Genomic DNA, 24,332 nt, shown 5'->3' on the forward strand with positions numbered 1-24,332 from the left:
CTGGACGCTGGACGACGTACGCCGGGCGAGGTCTGGGCCTGGCGAGGTCGGGCCGGTCGTCCGGCGGATCCCTGTGTCGGCCCAGGAATCCGCCGACAGACCGAAGCCGTCAGCAGTCCCGGAGCTCCGGGGACTGGTTCAGCAACTGTCCCCTGATGGAAGTGAAGCGGGCGAGCCTCTCGTCGACCGAGGGGTCCAGCGGGAACACCGCGACCCGGTGACAGTTCTGGAATGCCAGACGCACTCCGAAGTGGCGCTGAAGCGCACCGCGGATCGCGTCACTGGCGAGTGCGCGCAGCAGCTGACCACGTGCCTGCTCGTCCGGCGGCGGCGTCTGGTTGTCGGCGAACTCTCCGCCGTCCACCTTCAGCTGGGCCACCAAGGAGCTGATCATCTCCCACGCGAAAGGCAGGGAGGTCCGGACGCAGTCGACGAATTCGGCTTCGTCGACCTCGCCTCGCTCGGCCTGCTCCAACAGTGCCGGTGAGACGTCGAGCGACATGGGTTCTCCTCTCGTGACCCCAGACAAACTGGGGCCTTACGGGCAGGGAAGGGGGAGACGACGACGCAGCGTGCACGACCGGCGACCTCCTGCATCCACGTTATGCGTGCTGTCCGGACCGCACCAGGCGAATGGGAACACAACCGGCCACAAACGAACGGGGCTTGAGGGGCGAATCGCGGCGAACGTCGACAGTCGAGTAGCGTTGCGGACCATGCGTCTCGTCATCGCCCGCTGCTCCGTCGACTACGCGGGCCGGCTCACCGCCCACCTGCCCACCGCCCCCCGTCTGATCCTGGTCAAAGCTGACGGGAGCGTGTCGATCCACGCGGACGACAGGGCGTACAAACCGCTCAACTGGATGTCACCGCCCTGCACCCTCAAAGAGGGCACCGGCGACGATGTCGGAGTATGGACGGTCGTGAACAAAGCGGGCGAGAAACTGATCATCACGATGGAGGAGATCCTCCACGACTCGTCACACGAACTCGGAGTCGATCCGGGCCTGATCAAGGATGGCGTGGAAGCACACCTCCAGGAGCTTCTCGCCGACCGCATCGAGACACTGGGCGACGGCTACAGCCTGATCCGCCGCGAGTACCCCACCGCGATCGGCCCGGTGGACATCCTGTGCCGGGACGCGGACGGCGCGACGGTCGCGATCGAGATCAAACGCCGCGGCGACATCGACGGCGTGGAACAACTGACGCGCTACCTCGATCTGTTGAACCGCGACCCCCATCTCTCCCCGGTCCGCGGCCTGTTCGCGGCCCAGGAGATCAAGCCCCAGGCCCGCGTACTGGCGACGGACCGCGGCATCGGGTGCGTGGTGCTGGACTACAACGCGCTGCGGGGCATCGAGGACGACAAACTGCGGCTGTTCTGAGGCACGAGCCCCCGCCGCCCGTTGCGCCTCGCGCTCACGGCCGCAGGCACTCGCCCTGCGGATCGAAGCAGACGAGCCCGTGCTCGCGAGCCAGCGTGGCGGCGTACTCGGACACTTCGTCAGCCTTGCTATAGGACATGAGCAGATACACGATCGGCCCCGAGGCCTCGTCGATGACCGGTGGCGACGCCCACACGACTCTCCCGTCGACGTCGTCGGGGTATCGGTCGAGCAGCGCCTCGACGTAGGCCACGACGGACGGCGCCGGAGGCACGACGTCGTCGTCCGAGTCGAGGTAGCGCTCATAGAGCTCGTCGTAGACGTCGCAGGCCCGGTGGTTGTCGAGTGGACGTTCACCGTGCCACACGGCGAGGTCGTAGGTCATGGGCGAATCGTCGCAGGGGACAGCTGGGCCGGAGTCAGCAGGCTCCCCGGGCGTACGGCGCGAACAGCAGGTGCCAGTTGGCCACGGTGGAGCCGGGTGGGTGTCCGGCCTCCCTCGTGGCCGCGGCGAGCAGGTACAGCAGGTGCCCTTGGGCGGCGCCGGCGTCGCCGGTCTCCAGGGTCGTGGTGGTGAACGTGCGCTGTTCGTCGGTCCACACCAGGCCCGAGCCGTCGACCGAGGCCCGGACCAGGTCCGCCCAGTAGCGCTCGTCGTGGGCGCCCGTGCGCTGGCGCATGTGCCGTGCGGCGAACCGCGCCATGGCCGCCGCGTCGTCGATCAGCGGCGAGAGCACCTGGTCGGACGTGAAGTCGAAGCCGAAGAAGAAGCGGCGGCCGTCGAGGACCAGCGATTCGATCCCGCCGATCGCACCGGTACGACCGGGCAGCCCGGCGGTCAGGTCCACGGTCTCGTTCACCGGTGAGGTGCCCGCCTGTGTTCCGTCGACTGCCATGGTGGGCCCCTCGTCCGTAGAGCTGTCTGTGGAGGTGTCTTTGGAGTTGTTGTCTTTGGAGTTGTCTATCGCATCCCACTGACATTCCTCCCCGGCCGACGGAAATCGCTTGCCGGACACCGCGCCCGCTGGCAGCGTCGCCCCTCGTGCCCGAAACCGACGCGGTGCCGCCGCCCTCCAGTACCGGCCTGGCGTCGGGGCGACCGCTCCACTCCCCCGCCTTCCGGTGGTACTTCGCCGGCTGGTCGGTCTCCGCCGCCGGCAGCGCCATGTCGCCCATCGCGTTGGCCTTCGGCGTACTGGAGGTCACCGACAGCGCCACATGGCTCTCCGCTGTCCTCATCGCCTCCATGGTCCCGATGATCGCGACGATGATCCTCGGCGGCGGCATCGCCGACCGCTACCGCCGCGACACCGTGCTGCGCCACGCGAGCCTGGGCGCCGGCGTCGGCCAGGCCGGTGTGGCGATCCTCCTTCTCACCCACCAACACCCGGCGCTTCTGCTGCCGTTGGCCGCCCTCAACGGCGTCTGCCAGGCGCTGACCAAACCGGCGATGCGGGGCATCGTCCCGCAGTTGGCGAGCGGACAGGGCATCCAGCCGGCCAACTCCCTGCTGGCCTCCGCCGGGAACACCGCCCGGATGGTCGGTCCCGCCCTCGCCGGTCTGCTGACCGTCTCCGTAGGAGGTGGCTGGGCGATCGCCGTGGACGCCGCGTCCTTCTTCCTGGCGGCCGGCTGCTTCGCCCGTATGTCCCTCCCTGACCTGCCGCCCCGGGCCAAGGGCGCCCCGACGATGCTCGCCGAACTGCGGCAGGGCTGGGGCTACTTCAGCTCCCGGCCGTGGATCTGGTCGGTGACGCTGGCCTTCGCCGCCCTCAACGCCGTCACCATGGGCGTCTGGCACATCCTGGGGCCGGTGCTGGCCGACGACACGATCGGCGCCGAGGGTTGGGGCCTGGTGCTGAGCGCCCGCGCCGCCGGGTCGCTGATCGCCACCGTGGCGATGATGAGGCTGACGGTACGACGGCCCATGGTGCCGGCCCTCTCCTTGATGACCCTGGCCGCCGCCCCACTGATCCTCCTCGGCACCGGCGCGAACACCTTCTGGCTGGCCGCGGCGGCGTTCGCCGCCGGGGTGGCCGCCGAGTTCTTCACCGTCGTATGGTCGACGGTCTGGCACGTCCACGTCCCGGAGCGCCTGAGTTCCCGGGTCGGCGCCTACGACGAGTTCGGATCGTTCGTGTCCATCCCGCTCGGCCAACTGTCCGTCCCGATCCTCGCGGCGGCGTTCGGCACGGCGCCGGTGGCCGTCACGGGCGGCGTGCTGGTGGCGGTGGCCATGCTGCTGCCGCTCCTGCTGCCGTCACTGCGGCGAATAGAGACGCCGTGACGTCCGGGGCCGCTCGTGGCAGGGGCGTTGGGCGTCTGTGTTGCCGCCTCCTGCCCGGCCCCGTCAGGACGCCGGCCCGGCCGGGACCTCGGTGGACGTGACCTCGACGTAGTCGTCGACCCTGACGAGTGCCATGCCGTCCGGGGCCGCCCCGTTGTCGTGTCGTCCGGGCCGGTCGGATCACCGACGCCGGTCAGATCACCGACGGAGTCGTGTCCGGCGAGTCCGACGGAGACGACGCGTCGTCCGACGGGGACGCCGACGTCGGGTCCGCCGGGATGCCCACCGTCGCCGACTCCGGGGGCGGTGGCGGAGTCGTCGCCGGCGGGGGCGACGTCGGGGTGGACGGCGGAGAGGACGTGGGAGTCGACGGCGGAGGCGAGGTGGGGGTCGACGGGTCCGGGCCCGGAGTGGTCTTCGTCGGGTCCGGGGGGTTCGGGTCGTCGCCCGGGTCCGACGGGTCGTCCGACGGGCTGCCGGACGGGTCCGGGGACTCGGAGCCCTCGGTCGTGCCGACTGTCGGCGTGCCCGAACCGGTCGTGGCCGGGACGCCGCCCGGCTTGGCCGGCTTCTTCGTGCTCGCGTCCGTCGGCGTCTCGGTGTCGTCGTAGCCGCCGGTGCCGTCGTCGTCCGCCGAATGGTCCGTCTGGACCCGGTCCGTGGGCGAGGTGTCGTTGCCCGAGGCGCCGAGGGTCACGACCGTGCCCAGTACGGCGGCGAGCACCGCGCCGGCCCCGGCGGCGACCAGGTTGCGGCGGGCGCCCCCCAGCACCGGACGGCGTCGGCGTACGGACGGTCCGGCGGTGGCGCTGCCCGCCACCGGGGTGTCGTCGCGCCGGGTCACCAGCGTCATCCGGTCGTCCGGCGACGGTGGCCTCAGGACGGGGACGACCATCGAGACGCCGCGCGGCGGCGACACCGGCAGCTCGTTATTGGCCGGGCGGAAGGCGACCGGGGTGTTCCCGTTCTCGCGGTCGGTGACCAGGGCCAGCGCCCTGCGGCCGGACACCGTGCCCCGCTTGTCCGCCACCGCCCCGCGCATGCCGATCGAGGTCTCCAGTTCGGCGCGGGCCCGGTCCAGGCTCCCGACGCAGAGTGCGAGGATCCCCAACTCGTGGTGGAAGTACGCCTCTTCGGCGACCTCTCCGGCGATCCTGGCCGCCTCCTGGCCGATCCGCAGCGCGCGCTCCCACGCGCCCCAGTGCAGCCCCGCCAGGAAGGCGGGTGCCGCGCCCCTGGCCAGCAGGACCGCGGCGCTCGCGTGGCCCGCCTCGCCGCTGGACACCAGGGGCGTCATCGCGGCGAGCAGCGCGTCCGCCTCCGTGGAGGCCCGTCGCGGGGTGACCGACGGATGGCCCGCCCACCAGGTGAAGTGCTGGACGGCGACGTGCGCGCGGGACGTGGCCTCGTCGCCGTAACCCCGCGCCTCCAGTTGGGCGAGTGCTCCGGCGGCGAGCCGGTAGCGCGGGCCGACGGGCGAGAGGAGACCGGCGTTCATCAGTTCGCCGACGGCGGCGTCGGCGTGGGTGTCGCCCACCAGGGCCGGCAGATGGGCCTGGTGCGGCACCTCGCCGCCGAGCGCGACGGCGAACCGCAACGTCTCCCGCGCGGCCTCGCCCAGCCGGGAGGCGAGCAGCACCGCGGGCGCGGCGCCCTCGCCGAGGGTCGGCAGCGGTACGTCGTAGCCGTCGGCGGTGAGCGCCTCGTCGGCGAATCCCTCGCTCCGGCGCTGTCCTTGGCCGTACGGCGCGTCCGCCAGCTCGTGGACGAAGACCCCGTCCGCCTCGTACGGCTCCGGGTCGGCGCGCAGGCGGTCGCGCCCGCGCAGCAGCGCCCCGGCCTGGACGAAACGCTGCGGCAGCCCCTCGGACTCGAACCAGAGGTCGCCGGCCCAGTTCGCCTCCTCGTCCGTCAGCGGGCGCCCCGTGGCGCGCTCCAGCAGGTCGAGCGAGGCGCCGCGGCCGAGACCGCCGAGCAGGACCTCTTCGAGCCGCGAGCGCGATATGGGGGCGTCGACGTCGGGGGTGACGGCGAGGAGGAAGGCGCATTCGGGTGCGGCTTCGAGGAGTTCGTCCAGCGGCTCGCCGCCGAATTCGAGGTCGTCCACGACGACGATCGCGCCGATGCCGTTGACGAGCCGCAGCAGTCCGGCGCGGTCGGGGCGGTGCAGCACGGACCGGTACACACCCGCGTACAGCTCGTACAGCAGCTCGGTGACGGTGCGGTGGTGGCCGGAGAGCCGTACGACCCCGTCCGGCGCGAGGTCCTCGCAGTCGGCGGCGACGGCTTCGAGGAGTGCGGTACGGCCGGAGCCCGCCGACCCGGTGAGGCGTACGGAGCGGCCGCGGCCCAGCAGTCCGACGAGCTGTTCGCGCTCCTCCTGACGCTCCAGCAGCGGGAGCGGGGGCGCGCCGGGGCCCGGCGGTATGGGCGGACGGCCGGCGCGGCGCTGCTCGGCGCGCTCGTCGGCGTCGAGCCTGACGAGGGTGGGCGGCTGCGAGCCCGGCGGGCATGGCTCGATCTCGCTGCCGTCGACGGGGTTGACGGTGATCAGGAAGTCGCCCGAGATCAGCTCGACGGTGCGCGCGGGCGTCGGGTGCGTGAGCCACGGGTTCGGCCGGTCGGCGGCCTCGGCGGGTCTCTCGTCGCCGCGCCCCGCTCCGGCGGGGCCGCTGCCCGCAGGACCGGCACCCTCGGGACGTGGGTCCGTCGGGTGTGTCGGGTCGGTCGGGTTCATCGTCAAAGCCCCCCAGATCGTGGCGTGCGGTTGCCCTCCCGGCCTCGCACGCCCCGCTGTCACTTCTGGTCCGGTGCCCGCCGCATGGGTTGTTGGTCGGCCGACGGCCGAAACCCTAAACCTCCGCACAGTATCCAGGAACAGCCGGGGTGCCACCCCGTCCGAGACGTCACGGTCTCGTGAGGATTGTGCGCGGTTTCACGGGCGGAGCCGGTGAGTTCGAGCGGTACGGACCGCTCGGCGTCGGAGCGGTACGGACCGCTCGGCGTGTTCAGACGCGCGGAAGCGATTCTGCTGCGATCCCGCCCTCGATGGCGAGGATGCGGTGCAGCCGGGTGGCCACCAGCAGGCGCTGCATCTGGGCCGGCACACCGCGCAGTACGAGTCTGCGCCCGCACCGTCCGGCCCGTCGGTGCGCGCCCATGATGACGCCGAGGCCCGTGGCGTCCCAGGAATCGAGTCCGGTCAGATCGAGCACCAGGTCGCCGGCTCCGTCGTCGACGGCCGAGTGCAGGACCGTACGGGCGTCCGCCGCGCTGCGTACGTCGAGGCGGCCCTCGACGACCAGCTCGGCGTGGTCGCCCCTGATGTACATATGCGCTCCCCGAATGCTTATGTGCTCCGCGTCTGTGTTCTCGGTCGTTGTGCGATGTCTTCGTGCGATGTCTTCGTGCAATGCCTTTGTGCAACAACTGACAGCCGTGCGGCCGAGGAAGTTGCCGTCCGTGAGCGAACTGATACCGAATTCACCCGGTGGGGTGAGGGCAGAACGGTCAGTGCTTGTAGAAGCCCTGCCCGCTCTTGCGCCCGATGTCACCCGCGTCCACCATCCGGCGCATCAGTTCGGGCGCCGCGAACTTCTCGTCCTGCGACTCCGTGTAGATGTTGTCGGCGGCGTGCAGCAGGATGTCGACGCCCGTGAGGTCGGCGGTGGCGAGGGGCCCCATGGCGTGGCCGAAGCCGAGCTTGCACGCGATGTCGATGTCCTCGGCCGTGGCGACGCCCGACTCCTGGAGCTTGGCCGCCTCGACGACCAGGGCGGTGATCAGCCGGGTGGTGACGAAGCCCGCGACGTCACGGTTGACGACGATGCAGGTCTTGCCGACCGATTCGGCGAACTCCCGTGTGGTGGCGAGAGTTTCGTCGCTGGTCTTGTAGCCGCGTACCAGCTCGCAGAGGTTCATCATCGGTACGGGCGAGAAGAAGTGCGCGCCCACGACGCGCTCGGGGCGCTCCGTCACGGCGGCGATCTTGGTGATCGGGATGGCCGAGGTGTTGGAGGCCAGGACGGCGTCGTCGCGTACGAGCTTGTCGAGCGTCCGGAAGATCTCGTGCTTGATGTCGAGCTTCTCGAACACGGCCTCGACGACGATGTCGGCGTCGGCCGCGGCGTCCAGATCGGTGGTCGTGGTGATCCGGGCGAGCGCGGCGTCCGCGTCCGCCTCTTCGAGCTTGCCCTTGGTGACGAATTTGGCGTACGAGGCGCGGATCGCGTCCTTGCCACGGGTCAGGGCCTCGTCGGTCACATCTCGCAGAACGACGTCCCAGCCCGCCTGGGCCGAGACCTGCGCGATTCCGGACCCCATGAGTCCGGCACCGATGACGGCGAGCTTCCTGGCCACGACGTACCCCTTGATTTCCGCTCCGGAACGGCGCGCGGCTTAACACGCGCTTTACATTTCCCTCTGCCGGAGGTTATCGGTCGTGAGCTGCCCTGTGGTGGTGAAGAGATGCGCGTCACGTCTCACATGACGGACGTCACATCCGCAGGCGCGCCGGGGCGGCTCATCAGCCTTGCCGTACAGCGTACTTGAGCACCTTTTCGCCCAGCACTTCCTCGATGTCGTCCAGCAGTGCGAGGGCTTCGCGCGAGGTCTCCTCGGGGGTCCGGCCGGCGAGCATCCGGCGGCCGACGAACGCCATGAGCGTGCCGTGCGCCCAGGCGAGCTGACCGGCCACCAGGGTGGGCAGCGTGTCGGTCTCCTCGGCGCCGGTCTCCTCGCGGAGCGTCTTCTCCAGATGGACGAGAAGCTCCTGCTGGATGTACCAGAGGCGGGACCTGAGCGAGTGCGAGTCCTCGACGACCTTCATGAACCGGTCGTGGCCGCTGTGCAGTCCGATGTTGGGCGAGACGGTCTCGGTCAGCTCGCGCAGTTCGCGCAGGACGGCGTCCGCCGCCGACTCGCCCGCGTCACGGCCCCGTACGAACCGGGAGAGCCGCTCGACGACGCCCTGGCTGCGGTCGAGGAAGAGGTCTTCCTTCGTCGAGAAGTAGTTGTAGACCGTGTTGACGGAGACGTCCGACGCCTCGGCGACCTCGGCGATGGTGACCGCGTCGAAGCCGCGCTCGACGAACAGATGCGTGGCGACGTCGGAGATGAACTGCCTGGTCTGGCGCTTCTTGCGCTCCCTGAGCCCTTCGGACATGCGCCTCAGTTTAGGGCGCGGCGCCCGCCCGGCGCCGTGGCCGTTTGGGCCCTCTGAATTTTTGGAGTCATTGCAAAATTTCAGTGACTCTGTTTTTCTGGGGCCATGCCAATCATCAGTACGGCCGGGCTCACCCGGTCCTTCGCCACCAAACAGGGCACCGTCGAGGCGGTGCGCGGCATCGATCTGACCGTGCGGGCCGGGGAGATCCTCGGCTTCCTCGGTCCCAACGGCGCGGGCAAGACCACCACCCTGCGGATGCTCACGACGCTGCTGGCACCCACCGGCGGTGTCGCGACGGTCGCCGGGTTCGACCTCGCCCGCGAGGCCGCGCAGGTGCGGCGCAGGATCGGTTACGTCGCGCAGTCCGGCGGCGTCGACCCGCAGATCTCCCTGCGCGAGGAGCTGATCACCCAGGCCCGGCTCTACCGGCTGACGAAGGCCGAAGCCGCCGCCCGCGCCGAGGAGTTGGCGCACGACCTCGGCCTGTCCGGCCTGCTCGACCGCAAGTGCGCGGCGCTCTCCGGCGGGCAGCGCCGGCGTCTGGACATCGCGATGGGTCTGACGCACCGTCCCGAGGTGCTGTTCCTGGACGAGCCGACCACCGGCCTCGATCCGGGCAGCAGGGCCGGTCTGTGGGACCTGATCCGCCGGATCCGTCAGGAGCACGGCACGACCGTCGTCCTCACCACGCACTACCTCGACGAGGCGGACGAACTCTCCGACCGGCTGGTCGTCGTCGACCACGGCGTGGTGGTCGCCGAGGGCGCGCCCGACGCGCTGAAGCGCGAGTACGGCGGCTCCCCCGGCGCCTCGCTCCAGGACACCTTCCTCGCGATCACCGGCCGCGCCCCGGCGCCGGGCGACGCCGTTCCCGTAGCCGTCTAGGAGGCTCCCGTCGTGTCCCCACTCGTCTCGTCCCTGCTCTCGGACACCGCGCTGGTCTTCGGGCGGTACGCCCGCCAGACCCTGCGCTCCAAGTTCCAGATCCTCTTCGGCATCCTGATGCCGCTGCTGTTCCTGTTCTTCTTCGGGCCGCTGCTGACCGATCTGCCGCTCGGCACGAAGGCGGACTCCTGGCAGATCCTGGTGCCCGGACTCGTACTCCAACTCGCGCTGCTCGGCGCCTCGTTCGCGGGGTTCTCGATCCTGATCGAGAAGCAGACGGGGGTGCTCGAACGGATGCGGGTGACACCGGTCAGCCGGCTCGCCCTGCTGCTGGGGAGGGTGCTGCGCGACGCGGCGCTCTTCGTGTTCCAGTCCGTGCTGCTGGTCCTCGCCGCGCTGCTGATGGGACTGCGGGCGCCGCTGGGCGGGGTGCTCATCGGGTTCGTGTTCGTGGGTGTCCTGGCCGCCGCGCTGGCCTCGCTCTCGTACGCCCTGGCGATGAACGTCTCGACGCCGCAGGAGTTCGGCCCCGTCATCAACGCGCTGACGATGCCGGCGATGCTGCTCTCCGGTCTGGTGCTGCCGATGACCCTTGCCCCGCACTGGCTCGACCTGCTGTCGCGCGTCGTACCGCTGCGCTTCCTGGTGGACGCGGTACGGGCGGGATACGTGGGCGACTACACGAGCGCCGCGATGCTGTACGGCGCCTTGATGGCGGTGGCCCTCGCGGCGGTGTCACTGACCGTCGGCACCCGGGTCTTCCGCAAGGCCGACGCCTGAGCCCCACACGCCGCCGGGGCGACCTAGGCTGGGCACATGGTCAATCTGACGCGTATCTACACCCGTACCGGCGACCAGGGCACCACGGCGCTCGGTGACATGAGCCGTACCGCCAAGACCGATCCGCGGATCGGCGCCTACGCCGACGCCAACGAGGCGAACGCCGTCATCGGCGGGGCGATCGCGCTGGGGCAGCTCAGGGACGACGTCGTGAAGGTCCTCGTGCGGGTCCAGAACGACCTCTTCGACGTCGGCGCCGACCTCTCCACGCCGGTGGTCGAGGCGCCCGAGTTCCCGCCGCTGCGGGTCGAGCAGTCGTACATCGACAAGCTGGAGGCGGACTGCGACCTCTTCCTGGAGGAAGTCGAGAAGCTGCGGAGCTTCATCCTGCCGGGCGGTACGCCGGGGGCGGCGCTGCTGCACCAGGCGTGCACGGTCGTACGGCGCGCGGAGCGCTCGACGTGGGCGGCGTTCGAGACGCACGGGGAGACCATGAACCCGCTGACGGCCACGTATCTCAACCGGCTCTCCGACCTCCTGTTCATCCTGGCCAGGGTGGCCAACAAGGAGGTCGGAGACGTGCTGTGGGTGCCGGGCGGCGAGCGCTGACCGGACCTCAGCGGTCGCTGAGGGACTTGGCCCGCTCCGCGTCGGCGGTCCCGCCCGGGGCCCTCTTCGGGAAGACCGTGTAGGCGAGCGCCCACACCATGTTGACGCCGATCAGGAAGACCATCTTCTGCTGCCACATCCGCAGCGAGTCGATCTTCCCGTCGGAGCCGACGTACCAGATCGCGGCCTGGAGCAGAGCGATGGCGATGCCCGACGCCACGATCCACCGCGCAGCCGTCCACCACTCGTGGATCGCGCGGGCCTTGCCGTACTTCGGCGGCCTCACCGGCGGCGGGCCGCCCGCGAAGCGGTGGGCGAAGCGCGCGTCGGCCCACTTGATCAGCTCCGGGCCGAGGGCCACGGAGAACCCGATGTACACCGCCGCGAGGCCGTGCTTCCAGTCCGGTTCGGCGCCGTTCTTGAGGTCGATCGCCGTCACGACCAGCAGCAGGACCTCCAACAGCGGTTCGCACAGCAGCACCGCGACCGAGGCGCGCGGCATCCTGGCGAAGTAGCGCAGGGCGAGCCCGATGCCCAGCAGCACCCAGAACCCGACCTCACAGATGATGATCAGCGTGACGATCACGACAGCCCCCTTCCGGCTCACTCCAAGCCTCCCGCCGTTCCGGGCCCCGATCGTCGTCGGCAGTGACGAACCGTGACTGCATCCTTCGATGTACCGCCTCCTCGGCCGTTACGGGGACGTGCCCGCGCGCGGCGCCGTGTTTGATGGTGGGATGACCGATTTCCCGCGCCCGCACCGCGAGGACGTCCTGATCGGCGCGGGCGGCCTGCTGGGTGGCGTGTTGCTGTGGTCGCTCGGGCTGCACACCCAGGGCGGCCGGTGGCTGTCCGGCTTCTGGGTGCTGGTGCCCCTCGTCGTCATCTCCCTGATGGAGCTGGTGCGCAGGAGCGCGCCCCGCACGGCCCTGGCCGTCGGCACCGTGGCACTGGTCGCGGACCAGTTCACCACCGGCAGTGTGGCGACGATCGCGATGTTCACGGACCTCGTGTACGCGGCGGTGCTGTACGGGAGCCCGTCCGCCGCCCGCCGGATCCCCTGGGGCACGGCGCTGATCTCGATCAGCATCACCGTGGGGACGCTGAGCTGGCTCCGTACGCCCGAGGCGCTGCTGCTCGGTGTGGTCGCCGCCGCGATCAGTGTCGCCCCGGCCACCACCGGTGTCCTGGTGCGCAATCACCGCGACGCCGCCGAGGCCGCCCGGCTGCGGGCCGAACAGACCGCGCTGCTGGCCGAGATGGACCGTACGCAGGCCGTGACGGCCGAGCGCGCGCGGATGGCCCGTGAGCTGCACGACATGGTCGCCAACCATCTCTCGGCCATCGCGATCCACTCCACCGCCGCGCTCTCGCTCGACGACGCGCGGACCACGAAGGACGCGCTGACGGTGATCCGTGAGAACAGCGTCGCCGGACTGGCCGAGATGCGGCGGCTCATCGGGCTGCTGCGGGACGCCGCCGACGACCAGGACCCGGCCCCGGCGCCGACGCTGCGGGCGCTCGACTCGCTCGTCGAGCAGGCCCGTACGAACGGCGCGTCCAGCGAGCTCACGTTCACACTGGCGGACCGGCGGGGCGAGGGCGCGCCGCTGCCCGCGCCGGTCGAGATGGCGGCGTACCGCATCGTCCAGGAGTCGCTGACCAACGCGCTCAAGCACGCGCCGCCGGGCCCGGTGACGGTGTCCCTGGACCACTCGCGGCGCGCGCTGCGCGTCGAGGTCGTCAGCAGGTACGGCGACCGGCCCGGCCCCCGCGCGCCGGGCTCCGGCGCCGGGCTCGTCGGGATGCGCGAGCGAGTCGCCCTGCTGGAGGGGGAGTTCGAGGCGGGACCGGTCACGTCGGACGACGCGGACGGCGGCAAGATCTGGCGGGTACGGGCGGAACTGCCCGTCGACGAGGGGAACGGCGCTTCATGACGATCCGGGTTCTGGTGGCCGAGGACCAGTCGGCGGTGCGCGCGGGACTGGTGCTGATCCTGCGCAGCTCGAAGGAGATCGAGGTCGTGGGCGAGGCCGGGGACGGCGAGGAGGCCGTCCGGCTGGCCCGCGAACTGCGCCCGGATCTCGTGCTGATGGACATTCAGATGCCGCGTCTCGACGGGGTGTCCGCGACGCGGCAGGTGGTCGAGGAGAAGCTGGCCGACGTCCTCGTACTGACGACGTTCGACCTCGACGAGTACGTCTTCGGCGCGCTGCGCGCCGGCGCGTCCGGGTTCCTGCTGAAGAACACCGAGGCGCGGGAACTGATCGAGGCGGTAAGGACGGTGGCGCGTGGCGAGGGTCTGATCGCGCCCGCCGTGACGCGCCGGCTGATCGCGGAGTTCGCCTCGCCGAAGGCCGTACGACCGGCGAACGCGCCGGACCTCACGGTGCTCGACGCCCTCACCCGACGCGAGCGCGAGGTGCTGTCGAGCCTGGGCGACGGGCTATCGAACGCCGAGATCGCGCGGCGGCTCGACATGGCCGAGGCGACGGTCAAGACGCATGTCAGCAGGCTGCTGGGCAAGCTGGAGCTGCGCAGCCGGGTGCAAGCGGCGGTTCTGGCGCAGGAGTTGGGGATCTGAACGGACCCCGGGCCGGGGACGTACCAGATGCCGTGACGAACCTCGTCACGCCTTTGGTCTGGACCTATTGACGATTGGTCCAGACCTCCTTACTCTCACGCCACTGACTAGTGCGCGAGCTTTCGCAAGAGTCGGGTGTCACGGACCAACCCGGACCATCCCCGAACTGCTCCGAACTCACTCGAGGAGTACCCCTTGAGCACGAAGACGTCCGTCCGAAGAGCCAGATTCAGATCCAGATCCGTCGCGGCGCTGACCGCACTGCTCCTCCCCCTCGCCGCCATGGTCGGCCTGGCCTCCCCCGCCGAGGCCGCCACCTCGGCGACCGCCACGTACACCAAGAAGTCCGACTGGGGCACCGGCTTCGAAGGCTCGTGGACGGTGAAGAACACCGGTACCACCACCCTCAGTTCCTGGACCGTCGAGTGGGACTTCCCCGCCGGCACCGGCGTCGGCTCCGCCTGGGACGCCACGGTCACCAAGAGCGGCACCAACCACTGGACCGCCAAGAACGTCGGCTGGAACGGCACCCTCAACCCGGGCGCCTCCGTCACCTTCGGCTTCAACGGCACCGGCTCCGGCTCCGGTTCCCCCTCCGGCTGCAAGCTCAACGGCGCCTCCTGCGACGGCGGCAGTGTCCCCGGCGACACGGCCCCCACCGCCCCGGGCACCCCCACCGCGAGCGAGATCACGAACACGTCGGCGAAGCTCAGCTGGAGCGCGGCCACCGACGACAAGGGCATCAAGAACTACGACGTCCTGCGGGACGGCGCGAAGATCGCCACGGTCACCGGTACGACGTACACGAACACCGGCCTGACCGCGGGCACCAGTTACTCGTACAGCGTCCAGGCCCGTGACACGGCCGACCAGACCGGCCCGGTCAGCGGCTCGGTGGCCGTCAGGACCACCGGCGGCGGCACGGACCCGGGCACCCCGCCCGGCGACCAGGTCAAGCTCGGCTACTTCACCGAGTGGGGCGTCTACGACCGCAACTACCACGTCAAGAACCTGGTGACGTCCGGCAGCGCGTCCAAGATCACCCACATCAACTACTCGTTCGGCAACGTCCAGGGTGGCAAGTGCACCATGGGTGACGCGTACGCCGCGACGGACAAGGCGTACACCGCCGACCAGGCCGTCGACGGCGTCGCGGACACCTGGGACCAGCCGCTGCGCGGCAACTTCAACCAGCTGCGCAAGCTCAAGGCCGCCAACCCGAACATCAAGGTCCTCTGGTCCTTCGGCGGCTGGACCTGGTCCGGCGGCTTCGGTGACGCGGTGAAGAACCCGGCCGCGTTCGCGCAGTCCTGCTACGACCTGATCGAGGACCCGCGCTGGGCGGATGTCTTCGACGGCATCGACCTGGACTGGGAGTACCCGAACGCCTGTGGTCTGAGCTGTGACACCAGCGGCCCGGCGGCGATGAAGAACATGATGCAGGCCATGCGCGCCAAGTTCGGTGCCAACTACCTGGTCACCGCGGCCGTCACCGCCGACGCGTCCAGCGGCGGCAAGATCGACGCCGCCGACTACGCCGGCGCCTCGCAGTACATGAACTGGCTCAACGTCATGACGTACGACTTCTTCGGCGCCTTCGCCGCCCAGGGCCCCACGGCCCCGCACTCCCCGCTCACCTCGTACCCGGGCATCCCGCAGGCCGGCTTCAACTCCGCCGACGCGATCGCCAAGTACAAGGCGCAGGGCGTCCCGGCGAAGAAGCTGCTGCTCGGTATCGGCTTCTACGGACGCGGCTGGACCGGCGTCACGCAGGCCGCACCGGGCGGTACGGCGACGGGCGCGGCCCCCGGCACGTACGAGGCGGGCATCGAGGACTACAAGGTCCTCAAGAACACCTGCCCCGTCACCGGCACCGTCGGCGGCACCGCGTACGCCAAGTGCGGCAGCAACTGGTGGAGTTACGACACCCCGGCGACGATCGCCTCGAAGATGACCTGGGCCAAGAGCCAGGGTCTCGGCGGCGCGTTCTTCTGGGACTTCACCGGTGACACCGCGAACGGCGAACTCGTGACCGCGATCAGCAACGGTCTGAAGTAGCACACCTGAGTGGTACGGCGAGGGGGACGGCGCCCATGGGCACCGTCCCCCTTCGTCATGCCGTGAGGAACTCAGGCGACGTTCACCCGCTGGCCGGGCGGCGCCGCCTCCAGCCAGGCGAGAAAGCCGGTCAGCGCGTCCTCGCTCATCGCCAGCTCCAGGCGCGTCCCCTTGTGGTCGCAGCCGAGCACGACGGAGTCGGAGAGCAGCGCCAGCTCCTCCTCGCCCTCGGGCGCGCGCCGGGCGCGCACCTCGATGGCCGAGCGCTCAAGGCTGCGGCGGGGCCGCGGGGAGTACGAAAAGACCCGGAACCAGTTGATCCGGTCGCCGCTGTAGCGGGCCACGCCGTACACCCAGCCCTTGCCGGACGTGTCGGGTTCCTCGGCCACGTTCCAGCGCAGTGAACAGTCGAAGGTCCCTCCGGACCGCTGGATCAGCCGTCGGCGCAGCCCGAAGACGAAGAGCCCCACCGCAACCAGTACGACGACGAGTCCACAGACAAGCAGAGCGAGGACCATCAATACCGACCTCCTCGCCTCATCGAGTAACCCGTACGAACGAACAGAAACAGCGGCCGCATCACCTCAGCCGCGACACGGTCTGGATGACTCCAGAACGGGCCGCGGCTGAGGGTAATTCCAGGAGCGGTGCGTCAGCGCACCGCCACAGCGCGCAGTCGGACATCGGCGCGACGCTCGGCGGCGTCGTCCTCACCCGACTTGGCACGCTCCAGCGCGCGCTCGGCGCGCTGGGCATCGATCTCGTCGGCAAGCTCGGCGATCTCCGCGAGCAGCGAGAGCTTGTTGTCGGCGAACGAGAGGAAACCGCCGTGCACAGCGGCGACGACCGTTCCGCCCTCGGTCGTACGGATGGTCACGGGGCCCGACTCCAGCACACCGAGCAGCGGCTGGTGACCGGGCATGACGCCGATGTCGCCGGACGTGGTGCGCGCGACGACCAGGGTGGCCTCGCCGGACCAGACACTGCGGTCCGCGGCGACCAGCTCGACGTGCAGCTCAGCAGCCAAGGGTGGCTCCTCGGGTCACCACCCGGCTTTGTCGCCGGGTGTTGGTCTAGATTCTATGGGGTTCACGATCGGCGCTTCGGAGGGGGGCGGTTCGAGCCCGCCCCCCGCCGAACGAGTCGACGACTCGGGTGAGTCGACGGCTCAGGAGATGCCGAGCTCCTTGGCGTTCGCCTTCAGGTCCTCGATACCACCGCACATGAAGAACGCCTGCTCCGGGAAGTGGTCGTAATCCCCGTCGCAGATCGCGTTGAACGCGGCGACCGACTCGTCGAGCGGTACGTCGGAGCCGTCCAGGCCGGTGAACTGCTTGGCGGCGTGGGTGTTCTGCGACAGGAAGCGCTCGACGCGACGGGCACGGTGGACAACGAGCTTGTCCTCCTCGCCCAGCTCGTCGATACCGAGGATCGCGATGATGTCCTGGAGGTCCTTGTTCTTCTGCAGGATTCCCTTGACGCGGCTGGCCGTGTCGTAGTGCGCCTGCGAGATGTAACGCGGGTCCAGGATGCGGGACGTCGAGTCCAGCGGGTCCACCGCCGGGTAGATGCCCTTCTCCGAGATCGGACGCGACAGCACGGTCGTCGCGTCGAGGTGCGCGAAGGTCGTGGCCGGGGCCGGGTCGGTCAGGTCGTCCGCCGGCACGTAGATCGCCTGCATCGAGGTGATCGAGTGACCGCGGGTCGAGGTGATGCGCTCCTGGAGCACACCCATCTCGTCCGCCAGGGTCGGCTGGTAACCCACCGCGGACGGCATACGGCCGAGCAGCGTGGAGACCTCGGAACCGGCCTGGGTGAAGCGGAAGATGTTGTCGATGAAGAGCAGCACGTCCTGCTTCTGCACATCGCGGAAGTACTCCGCCATGGTCAGGGCGGACAGGGCGACCCGAAGACGGGTGCCCGGCGGCTCGTCCATCTGGCCGAAGACCAGCGCGGTCTTGTCCAGGACGCCCGACTCGGTCATCTCGTCGATGAGGTCGTTGCCCTCACGGGTGCGCTCACCGACACCGGCGAACACGGAAACACCGTCGTGCAGCTTCGCCACACGCATGATCATTTCCTGGATGAGGACCGTCTTGCCGACGCCCGCTCCACCGAACAGACCGATCTTGCCGCCCTTGACGTACGGGGTCAGCAGGTCGACGACCTTCAGGCCGGTCTCGAACATCTCGGTCTTGGACTCGAGCTGGTCGAAGGCCGGGGCCTTGCGGTGGATCGGCCAGCGCTCGGTGATCTGAGCCTTGCCCTCCGGGTCGTTCAGAATCTCGCCGAGGGTGTTGAACACCTTGCCCTTGGTGACGTCACCGACGGGCACCGAGATACCGGCGCCGGTGTCCGACACCACGGCCTGGCGGACCAGACCGTCGGTCGGCTGCATCGAGACGGCGCGAACGACTCCGTCACCCAGGTGCTGGGCGACTTCGAGCGTCAGCGTCTTCCTCTTGCCGTCCTCGGCCGGGTCGGCCACCTCGACGTGCAGTGCGTTGTAGATCTCCGGCATCGCGTCGACGGGGAACTCCACGTCGACGACCGGGCCGATGACCCGGGACACGCGGCCTGTGGCCGTGCTTCCCGGGGTGGCCGCCTCAACTGTGGTCGTCATTACTTTTCACTCCCCGCGGTCGCGTCGGCCAGGGCGCTGGCGCCACCGACGATCTCGCTGATTTCCTGGGTGATTTCGGCCTGGCGGGCCGCGTTGGCAAGCCGGGAGAGGCTCTTGATGAGATCCCCGGCGTTGTCGGTCGCCGACTTCATCGCGCGGCGGGTGGCCGCGTGCTTGGAAGCGGCGGCCTGGAGCAGCGCGTTGTAGATTCGGCTCTCGACGTAGCGCGGCAGCAGGGCGTCGAGGACGTCCTCCGCCGACGGCTCGAAGTCGAACAGCGGCAGGATCTCGTGCTTCTGCGCCGCGTCTGTCTTGTCGTCGTCCCCTTGACTCGCCGACGCGTCGGCGAGGGAGAGGGGCAGCAGCCGGTTCTGTACCGGCGTCTGCGTCAGCATCGAGACGAACTCGGTGAAGACGATGTGGAGTTCGTCCACGCCGCCGTCCGCCGTGTCCCGCTGGACCGCCTCGATCAGCGGCCCCGCGACCTTCTTGGCGTCCGCGTAGGTCGGACTGTCGGTGAAGCCGGTCCACGACTCCGTGACCTTGATCTCACGGAAGCCGTAGTAGGCGACACCCTTGCGGCCGACGATGTACGTGTCGACCTCTTTGCCCTCACTCGTGAGCCGCTCGGTGAGCCGCTCCGCCGCCTTGATGGCGTTGGAGGAGTAGCCGCCGGCCAGTCCGCGGTCGCTCGTGACGAGCAGTACCGCGGCCCGGACCGGAGACTCGACCTCCGTGGTCAGGGGGTGCTTGGTGTTGGATCCGGTCGCCACCGCCGTGACCGCGCGGGTGAGCTCGGTCGCGTACGGCGTGGATGCCGTCACCTGGCGCTGCGCCTTGACGATGCGCGAGGCGGCGATCATCTCCATCGCCTTGGTGATCTTCTTGGTCGCGGTGACGGATTTGATGCGACGCTTGTAGACCCGGAGCTGGGCTCCCATGAGTCAGGTCCCTTCCGTCGTCACTTGGAGACGTTGACGCCGGCCGGGGCGTCGTCGCCCAGAAGCTTGCCGTCCGAGGTCTCGAACTGCTTCTTGAAGTTGGCGATGGCGTCACCGATGGACTCGACCGTGTCGTCCGACATCTTGCCGCCCTCGGCGATGCTGGTCAGCAGCTCCTTGCGCTCGCGGCGCAGGTGCTCCAGCAGCTCGGTCTCGAAGCGGCTGATGTCCTCGACCGGGACGTCGTCCATCTTTCCGGTGGTGCCGGCGAAGATGGAGACGACCTGCTCCTCGACGGGGTACGGCGCGTACTGCGGCTGCTTCAGCAGCTCGACCATGCGCTGACCACGCTGGAGCGACGCCTTCGACGCGGCGTCCAGGTCGGAACCGAAGGCGGCGAACGCCTCCAGCTCGCGGTACTGGGCGAGGTCCACGCGCAGTCGGCCCGACACCTGGCGCATGGCCCGGTGCTGGGCGGAGCCGCCGACTCGGGAGACCGAGATACCGACGTTCAGCGCGGGCCGCTGGCCGGCGTTGAACAGGTCGGACTCCAGGAAGCACTGGCCGTCGGTGATGGAGATGACGTTGGTCGGAATGAACGCCGACACGTCGTTCGCCTTGGTCTCGACGATGGGCAGGCCCGTCATCGAACCGGCGCCCATGTCGTCGGAGAGCTTGGCGCAGCGCTCCAGCAGACGCGAGTGCAGGTAGAAGACGTCGCCCGGGTAGGCCTCGCGGCCCGGCGGACGGCGCAGCAGCAGCGAGACGGCGCGGTAGGCGTCGGCCTGCTTCGACAGGTCGTCGAAGATGATCAGGACGTGCTTGCCCTGGTACATCCAGTGCTGGCCGATGGCCGAACCGGTGTACGGGGCCAGGTACTTGAAGCCCGCCGGGTCGGACGCCGGGGCGGCGACGATCGTCGTGTACTCAAGAGCGCCGGCCTCTTCCAGCGCACCGCGTACGGACGCGATGGTGGAGCCCTTCTGGCCGATGGCGACGTAGATGCAGCGCACCTGCTTGTTCACGTCGCCCGAGCGCCAGTTGTCGCGCTGGTTGATGATGGTGTCGACGGCCAGGGCGGTCTTGCCGGTCTGGCGGTCGCCGATGATCAGCTGACGCTGGCCACGGCCGATCGGCACCATCGAGTCGACGGCCTTGTAGCCGGTCTGCATCGGCTCGTGCACCGACTTACGGACCATGACGCCCGGAGCCTGCAGCTCCAGGGCGCGGCGGCCGTCGGTCGCGATCTCGCCGAGACCGTCGATCGGGGTGCCGAGCGGGTCGACGACACGGCCGAGGTAACCCTCGCCGACGCCGACGGAGAGCACCTCGCCGGTACGGGTGACCGACTGACCCTCCTCGATACCGCTGAACTCACCGAGGACGACCGCGCCGATCTCGCGCTCCTCCAGGTTCAGGGCGAGACCCAGGGTCCCGTCCTCGAACTTCAGCAGTTCGTTCGCCATGGCCGAGGGCAGACCCTCGACCTTCGCGATGCCGTCACCGGCAACGCTGACCGTCCCGACCTCCTCGCGCGAGGCCGCGTCCGGCTTGTACGACTGGACAAAGTTCTCCAGCGCATCCCGGATCTCCTCCGGCCGGATCGTGAGCTCCGCCATCTGGATTCCCTGCTCTCCTTGTTGGGCCCGAAGTTCTATGGGGGTCTGGGGGCGACCCCCAGGAATCTTCTGCAATTTCTGCACGGCCCAACCGGGCCGCAGTTCTTGATCTCTGTATGTGTGTCTGTAATCCGGCTATCACGTACCGACCGTCGGCCTTCAGCCGGCCAGCCGCCGAGTCGCCTCGTCGAGACGTTCCACGACGGTGCCGTTGACGACCTCGTCGCCGACGCGGACCGAGACTCCGCCGAGGACCTCGGGGTCCACGTCGAGGTTCAGATGCATCGGGTGGCCGTACAGCCTGGCCAGGGCCGCGCCGAGACGCTGCTTCTGGCCTTCGGTGAGCGGCACCGCCGACGTGACGACCGCCACCATCCGGTTCCGGCGCGCCGCGGCGAGCCGGGACAGGGTCTGGAGACCCGCTTCCAGGCTACGTCCACGGGGCTGGGTGACGAGGCGGACGACCAGACGCTCGGTGCTGGGGTTGGCCCGGCCGCCGAGCAGGCTGGTCAGCAGTGTGGTCTTGGCCGACACCGTCGCCGCCTGGTCGGTCAGCGCGGCACGCAGTTCGGTGCTGGACTCGACGATCCGGCCGAACCGGAACAGCTCGTCCTCGACGTCGTCGAGGCCACCGGCCCGCTGCGCGGCGGTCAGCTCGGCGAGAGCGGACAGCTCCTCCACCGAGTCGACCAGGTCACGCGGGCGTGACCAGCGGGACCGCACCATGCCGGTGACCAGGTCGGCGGTCTCGCCGCCCACCTGCCCGCCCAGCAGTCCGCCGGCCAGCTCGGCCTTGGACTCGCCGGACCGCGCCGGGTCGGTCAGGACCCGGCGCAGCGACACCTCGCGGTGGAGCAGCGCGGTGACGGCGGTCAGCTCGTCGGCGAGCTTCGCCGCGTCGACCGACGTGTTGTCGGTCAGCGCGTCGAGACGCTCGCGTGCGGCGGCCAGCGCCGCGCGGCTCGCCCCATTCATCGGGCAGCCTCGGCCTTCGACGCGCCGTCCTCGAGCTCGTCGAGGAAGCGGTCGATGGTACGGCTCTGCCGGGCACTGTCCTCGAGGGACTCCCCGACGAGCTTGCCGGCCAGGTCGGTGGCGAGCTTGCCGACGTCCCGGCGCAGCGCCGAGGCGGCGGCCTTGCGGTCGGCCTCGATCTGGGCGTGGCCGGCGGCGACGATCTCCTCGCGCTGCCGCTGCCCCTCCGCCTTCATCTCCTGGATGATGGTGGCGCCCTGTTCGGTCGCCTCCTGGCGGAGACGGGCCGCCTCGTGACGCGCTTCGGCGAGCTGGGCCTTGTACTGCTCCAGGACGCTCTGCGCCTCGGTCTTGGCCTCCTCCGCCTTCTCGATGCCACCTTCGATGGCCTCACGGCGCTCGTCCAGAACCTTGTTGATGTTCGGGAGGAGCTTCTTGGCGAGGAAGCCGAAGACGATGGCGAAGGCGATCAGGCCGATGATGAGCTCGTCAAGATGCGGGACGAGCGGATTCTGAGCCTCCGCCGCTGCCGCAACGTAGAGAGCGTTCACATCAATGCCTTCCGTGAAAGGAAATGGGCTGTCGGTCCGGCTTACTGGTAGACGAAGCCCATGACGATGCCGATGAGGGCGAGCGCCTCACAGAAGGCGAAACCCATGATCTGGTTGGTGCGGATCAGGCCGGCCGCCTCAGGCTGACGGGCGAGGGCCTGGGTGCCGTTACCGAAGATGATGCCGACGCCGACGCCGGGGCCGATCGCGGCCAGGCCGTAGCCGATCGAGGCCACGTTGCCGACGACGGTGGTCTTGGCGGAGGCGAGGTTGACCAATTCGAGAGCAGCGGACATGCCGTTACTTCCTTCTCTTTCACGGACCGGGTGGGGGTTGGCCACCGGACGTCTGTTGGTTCTGGTTAACGGGGCCGGGCTCAGTGGCTCTTGGCGAGCGCGCCCTGGATGTAGCTGGAGGCCAGGAGTACGAAGACGTACGCCTGGACGGCCTGGATGAAGAGTTCGAAGATGGTCATGACGAGCACCATCACGAACGAGGCACCGGCGTAGACGAAGCCCAGCCCGTTCATCAGGTACCACGTGGCCAGCGTGAACATGACGATGAGCAGGTGACCGGCGAACATGTTGGCGAACAGCCGGACCGCGTGGGTGAAGGGCCTGATCAGCAGGTTCGAGAAGAACTCGATCACCACGACGAGCGGCAGGACCCAGCCGAGCGACTTGTCGTAGCCGGTGATGTTCTTCCAGCCACCGACGAATCCGTGGGTCTTGAACGTCAGGCTGACCCACACGATGTAGACGATGATCGCGAGTGCGGCCGGGAAGGCGATCAGCGAGGGGACCGGGAACTGGGCGAGCGGAATGATCGACCAGAGGTTCATCAGCCAGACGAAGAAGAAGAGCGACACCATCAAGGGGACGTACTTCTCACCGTCCTTCTTGCCGATGATCTCGTAGACGATGCCGCGGCGGACGAAGTCGTAACCGGCCTCGCCGATCATCTGGACCTTGCCCGGTACCAACTTCGGCTTGTTGAACGCCGCCCAGAAGAATCCGACAACCACGATCGTGCTCAGCAGAGCGAGCAGCATCGGCTTGTTGAATTCGAAGCCGGCCACCTCGAAGATCGGCTTGTACATGAACGTATGGAGGCCCGGAGCCGGGAACCCGCAGCCGGAAAAGATATGGCAGCTCGCATCGAAGGCGAGGGTCTGGGGATCAGCACTCACCGCGGGCTCCTTCAGCGTGGCGCATAGGTACGGCAACCTCGTTGTGTCGGCGCGGCACGAAGCCACGGTTCGGCACTGGACTGGTCTGACAGATGTGGGGGCGGCTCTCAGGCATGGAGCCTCGCGATGGAACAGGCGTCAGCTCGGATGCCCGCGCCCGCAATGCCGCAGTTGGAACCGGACGATAGCAGGATCCCGAACGGGCACTTATCCCGGCCCTACCCTTCACGCCGAGGACCCCGTCTTCTCGGCCTTACCGGCTGTCGAGGACTCGGGTTCGACGTAGAGGATCTTGGCCTTCATGTACGCGCGGGCCTGCGCGGCGATCCAGACGAGGGTCGTCGCGAGGAGCGTGAACCCGAAGGCCTTCGGGTCGAAGAGCGTGGTGTCCTTGAAGACCGCGAGGAAGACGAGCAGCAGCAGCAACTGGGCGGTGTAGAGCATCAGCCCCATCGCCTGGAAGAGATGCGGCAGCGACTTCGCGGTGCGCTGGAGCACCGTGAGCCCGATACCCATGAAGAGAAGGACCACCACCACACCGACAGCGGCTCCCAGAGCGCCCTTGCCACCACTGACCACACCGCTGATCACCGCGGCGATGACGCCGGCGGCGGCGGTGGGTACGGCGGAATTGAGCAGGATCCGGACGTCGTTGGTCGGCATGGCGGCAGCTCCG

General features: G+C 69.3%; 26 protein-coding genes. 8 read left to right on the plus strand and 18 right to left on the minus strand.

The genetic code is table 11. From position 1 onward, the window contains the following. Positions 1–109: 109 nt before the first annotated feature. Positions 110–502: an SCO5389 family protein gene (locus ACFT9I_RS23445; RefSeq protein WP_023538618.1), complete on the minus strand. Its 393-nt coding sequence runs from the start codon at positions 500–502 to the stop codon at positions 110–112. A 214-nt stretch (positions 503–716) separates the two neighbouring features. On the opposite strand from ACFT9I_RS23445, the gene nucS reads away from it, so the two are divergent. Next, positions 717–1,388 (plus strand): endonuclease NucS, encoded by a 672-nt coding sequence (gene nucS, locus ACFT9I_RS23450; protein ID WP_354605251.1) that lies wholly within the window; start codon positions 717–719, stop codon positions 1,386–1,388. Between the two features lie 34 nt (positions 1,389–1,422). Here nucS and ACFT9I_RS23455 read toward each other — a convergent pair whose 3' ends face one another. Continuing rightward, a complete protein-coding gene (locus ACFT9I_RS23455; RefSeq protein WP_382567124.1) occupies positions 1,423–1,773 on the minus strand; it encodes a hypothetical protein in 351 nt (116 codons plus the stop codon). A 34-nt stretch (positions 1,774–1,807) separates the two neighbouring features. After that, the gene (locus tag ACFT9I_RS23460; protein ID WP_382567126.1) at positions 1,808–2,284 is read right to left on the minus strand and encodes a hypothetical protein; all 477 of its coding nucleotides are present in this window, start codon (positions 2,282–2,284) and stop codon (positions 1,808–1,810) included. Positions 2,285–2,430: 146 nt separating this feature from the next. On the opposite strand from ACFT9I_RS23460, the gene ACFT9I_RS23465 reads away from it, so the two are divergent. Further along, the gene (locus ACFT9I_RS23465; RefSeq protein ID WP_382567128.1) at positions 2,431–3,675 is read left to right on the plus strand and encodes an MFS transporter; all 1,245 of its coding nucleotides are present in this window, start codon (positions 2,431–2,433) and stop codon (positions 3,673–3,675) included. A 193-nt stretch (positions 3,676–3,868) separates the two neighbouring features. On the opposite strand, the gene ACFT9I_RS23470 is transcribed toward ACFT9I_RS23465, so the two are convergent. The 4 genes from ACFT9I_RS23470 to ACFT9I_RS23485 all read right to left on the minus strand — a co-directional run bounded on the left by ACFT9I_RS23470 (position 3,869) and on the right by ACFT9I_RS23485 (position 8,839). After that, positions 3,869–6,412 carry an ATP-binding protein gene (locus ACFT9I_RS23470; protein ID WP_382567129.1) on the minus strand — a complete coding sequence of 848 codons (2,544 nt, stop codon included), beginning with the start codon at positions 6,410–6,412 and terminating at the stop codon, positions 3,869–3,871. A 271-nt stretch (positions 6,413–6,683) separates the two neighbouring features. After that, entirely contained in the window at positions 6,684–7,007 is a 324-nt protein-coding gene (locus ACFT9I_RS23475) for an STAS domain-containing protein (RefSeq protein WP_356586576.1), read from the minus strand. Between the two features lie 178 nt (positions 7,008–7,185). After that, entirely contained in the window at positions 7,186–8,034 is an 849-nt protein-coding gene (locus ACFT9I_RS23480; protein ID WP_382567132.1) for a 3-hydroxyacyl-CoA dehydrogenase family protein, read from the minus strand. 166 nt (positions 8,035–8,200) lie between these two features. Continuing rightward, positions 8,201–8,839, minus strand: coding sequence for a TetR/AcrR family transcriptional regulator (locus tag ACFT9I_RS23485; RefSeq protein WP_382567134.1), 639 nt, complete (start codon positions 8,837–8,839; stop codon positions 8,201–8,203). A 105-nt stretch (positions 8,840–8,944) separates the two neighbouring features. On the opposite strand from ACFT9I_RS23485, the gene ACFT9I_RS23490 reads away from it, so the two are divergent. The 3 genes from ACFT9I_RS23490 to ACFT9I_RS23500 are packed head-to-tail and all read left to right on the plus strand — an operon-like array spanning position 8,945 to position 11,116. Continuing rightward, complete coding sequence (locus ACFT9I_RS23490) at positions 8,945–9,727, plus strand: ABC transporter ATP-binding protein (protein ID WP_382567136.1); 783 nt, start codon at positions 8,945–8,947, stop codon at positions 9,725–9,727. A 12-nt stretch (positions 9,728–9,739) separates the two neighbouring features. Then, entirely contained in the window at positions 9,740–10,507 is a 768-nt protein-coding gene (locus ACFT9I_RS23495; RefSeq protein WP_382567138.1) for an ABC transporter permease, read from the plus strand. Positions 10,508–10,543: 36 nt separating this feature from the next. Further along, a complete protein-coding gene (locus ACFT9I_RS23500) occupies positions 10,544–11,116 on the plus strand; it encodes a cob(I)yrinic acid a,c-diamide adenosyltransferase (RefSeq protein WP_382567139.1) in 573 nt (190 codons plus the stop codon). Positions 11,117–11,123: 7 nt separating this feature from the next. Here the strand turns inward: ACFT9I_RS23500 and ACFT9I_RS23505 are convergent, their stop codons facing one another. Then, positions 11,124–11,702, minus strand: coding sequence for a hypothetical protein (locus tag ACFT9I_RS23505; protein ID WP_382567141.1), 579 nt, complete (start codon positions 11,700–11,702; stop codon positions 11,124–11,126). A gap of 151 nt (positions 11,703–11,853) precedes the next feature. Here ACFT9I_RS23505 and ACFT9I_RS23510 point away from each other — a divergent pair, with 151 nt between their 5' ends. The 3 genes from ACFT9I_RS23510 (at position 11,854) to ACFT9I_RS23520 (ending at position 15,758) form a co-directional block, all read left to right on the plus strand. Continuing rightward, positions 11,854–13,053, plus strand: a complete 1,200-nt coding sequence (locus ACFT9I_RS23510; RefSeq protein ID WP_382567144.1) for a sensor histidine kinase — start codon at positions 11,854–11,856, stop codon at positions 13,051–13,053. Further along, positions 13,050–13,700 (plus strand): response regulator, encoded by a 651-nt coding sequence (locus ACFT9I_RS23515; RefSeq protein WP_382567146.1) that lies wholly within the window; start codon positions 13,050–13,052, stop codon positions 13,698–13,700. The genes ACFT9I_RS23510 and ACFT9I_RS23515 overlap by 4 nt, the downstream gene beginning before the upstream one ends. A 195-nt stretch (positions 13,701–13,895) precedes the next feature. Then, positions 13,896–15,758, plus strand: coding sequence for a glycosyl hydrolase family 18 protein (locus ACFT9I_RS23520; protein WP_382567148.1), 1,863 nt, complete (start codon positions 13,896–13,898; stop codon positions 15,756–15,758). A 71-nt stretch (positions 15,759–15,829) separates the two neighbouring features. On the opposite strand, the gene ACFT9I_RS23525 is transcribed toward ACFT9I_RS23520, so the two are convergent. From ACFT9I_RS23525 to ACFT9I_RS23570, 10 genes are all read right to left on the minus strand, one after another. Then, positions 15,830–16,276 (minus strand): DUF2550 domain-containing protein, encoded by a 447-nt coding sequence (locus ACFT9I_RS23525; RefSeq protein ID WP_354604883.1) that lies wholly within the window; start codon positions 16,274–16,276, stop codon positions 15,830–15,832. Positions 16,277–16,410: 134 nt separating this feature from the next. Continuing rightward, complete coding sequence (locus tag ACFT9I_RS23530) at positions 16,411–16,785, minus strand: F0F1 ATP synthase subunit epsilon (protein WP_354604884.1); 375 nt, start codon at positions 16,783–16,785, stop codon at positions 16,411–16,413. Between the two features lie 141 nt (positions 16,786–16,926). Then, positions 16,927–18,381 (minus strand): F0F1 ATP synthase subunit beta, encoded by a 1,455-nt coding sequence (gene atpD / locus ACFT9I_RS23535; RefSeq protein ID WP_382567150.1) that lies wholly within the window; start codon positions 18,379–18,381, stop codon positions 16,927–16,929. Next, positions 18,381–19,322, minus strand: a complete 942-nt coding sequence (locus ACFT9I_RS23540) for a F0F1 ATP synthase subunit gamma (protein WP_382567152.1) — start codon at positions 19,320–19,322, stop codon at positions 18,381–18,383. Before ACFT9I_RS23540 ends, atpD begins: the two co-directional genes overlap by 1 nt. Positions 19,323–19,342: 20 nt before the next feature. Then, positions 19,343–20,941, minus strand: a complete 1,599-nt coding sequence (atpA, locus tag ACFT9I_RS23545) for a F0F1 ATP synthase subunit alpha (protein WP_356586553.1) — start codon at positions 20,939–20,941, stop codon at positions 19,343–19,345. Between the two features lie 159 nt (positions 20,942–21,100). After that, positions 21,101–21,916: a F0F1 ATP synthase subunit delta gene (locus tag ACFT9I_RS23550; RefSeq protein WP_382567154.1), complete on the minus strand. Its 816-nt coding sequence runs from the start codon at positions 21,914–21,916 to the stop codon at positions 21,101–21,103. Continuing rightward, positions 21,913–22,467, minus strand: coding sequence for a F0F1 ATP synthase subunit B (locus ACFT9I_RS23555; RefSeq protein ID WP_382567156.1), 555 nt, complete (start codon positions 22,465–22,467; stop codon positions 21,913–21,915). Before ACFT9I_RS23555 ends, ACFT9I_RS23550 begins: the two co-directional genes overlap by 4 nt. A 41-nt stretch (positions 22,468–22,508) precedes the next feature. Then, a complete protein-coding gene (gene atpE / locus ACFT9I_RS23560; protein ID WP_078075070.1) occupies positions 22,509–22,763 on the minus strand; it encodes an ATP synthase F0 subunit C in 255 nt (84 codons plus the stop codon). Between the two features lie 80 nt (positions 22,764–22,843). Next, positions 22,844–23,656: a F0F1 ATP synthase subunit A gene (gene atpB / locus ACFT9I_RS23565; RefSeq protein WP_382567158.1), complete on the minus strand. Its 813-nt coding sequence runs from the start codon at positions 23,654–23,656 to the stop codon at positions 22,844–22,846. Positions 23,657–23,881: 225 nt separating this feature from the next. Next, positions 23,882–24,319 carry a hypothetical protein gene (locus tag ACFT9I_RS23570; RefSeq protein WP_382567160.1) on the minus strand — a complete coding sequence of 146 codons (438 nt, stop codon included), beginning with the start codon at positions 24,317–24,319 and terminating at the stop codon, positions 23,882–23,884. Positions 24,320–24,332: the final 13 nt, after the last annotated feature.

It is taken from the genome of Streptomyces sp. NPDC057137 (assembly GCF_042670825.1).
In the GTDB taxonomy this organism is placed as follows: domain Bacteria; phylum Actinomycetota; class Actinomycetes; order Streptomycetales; family Streptomycetaceae; genus Streptomyces.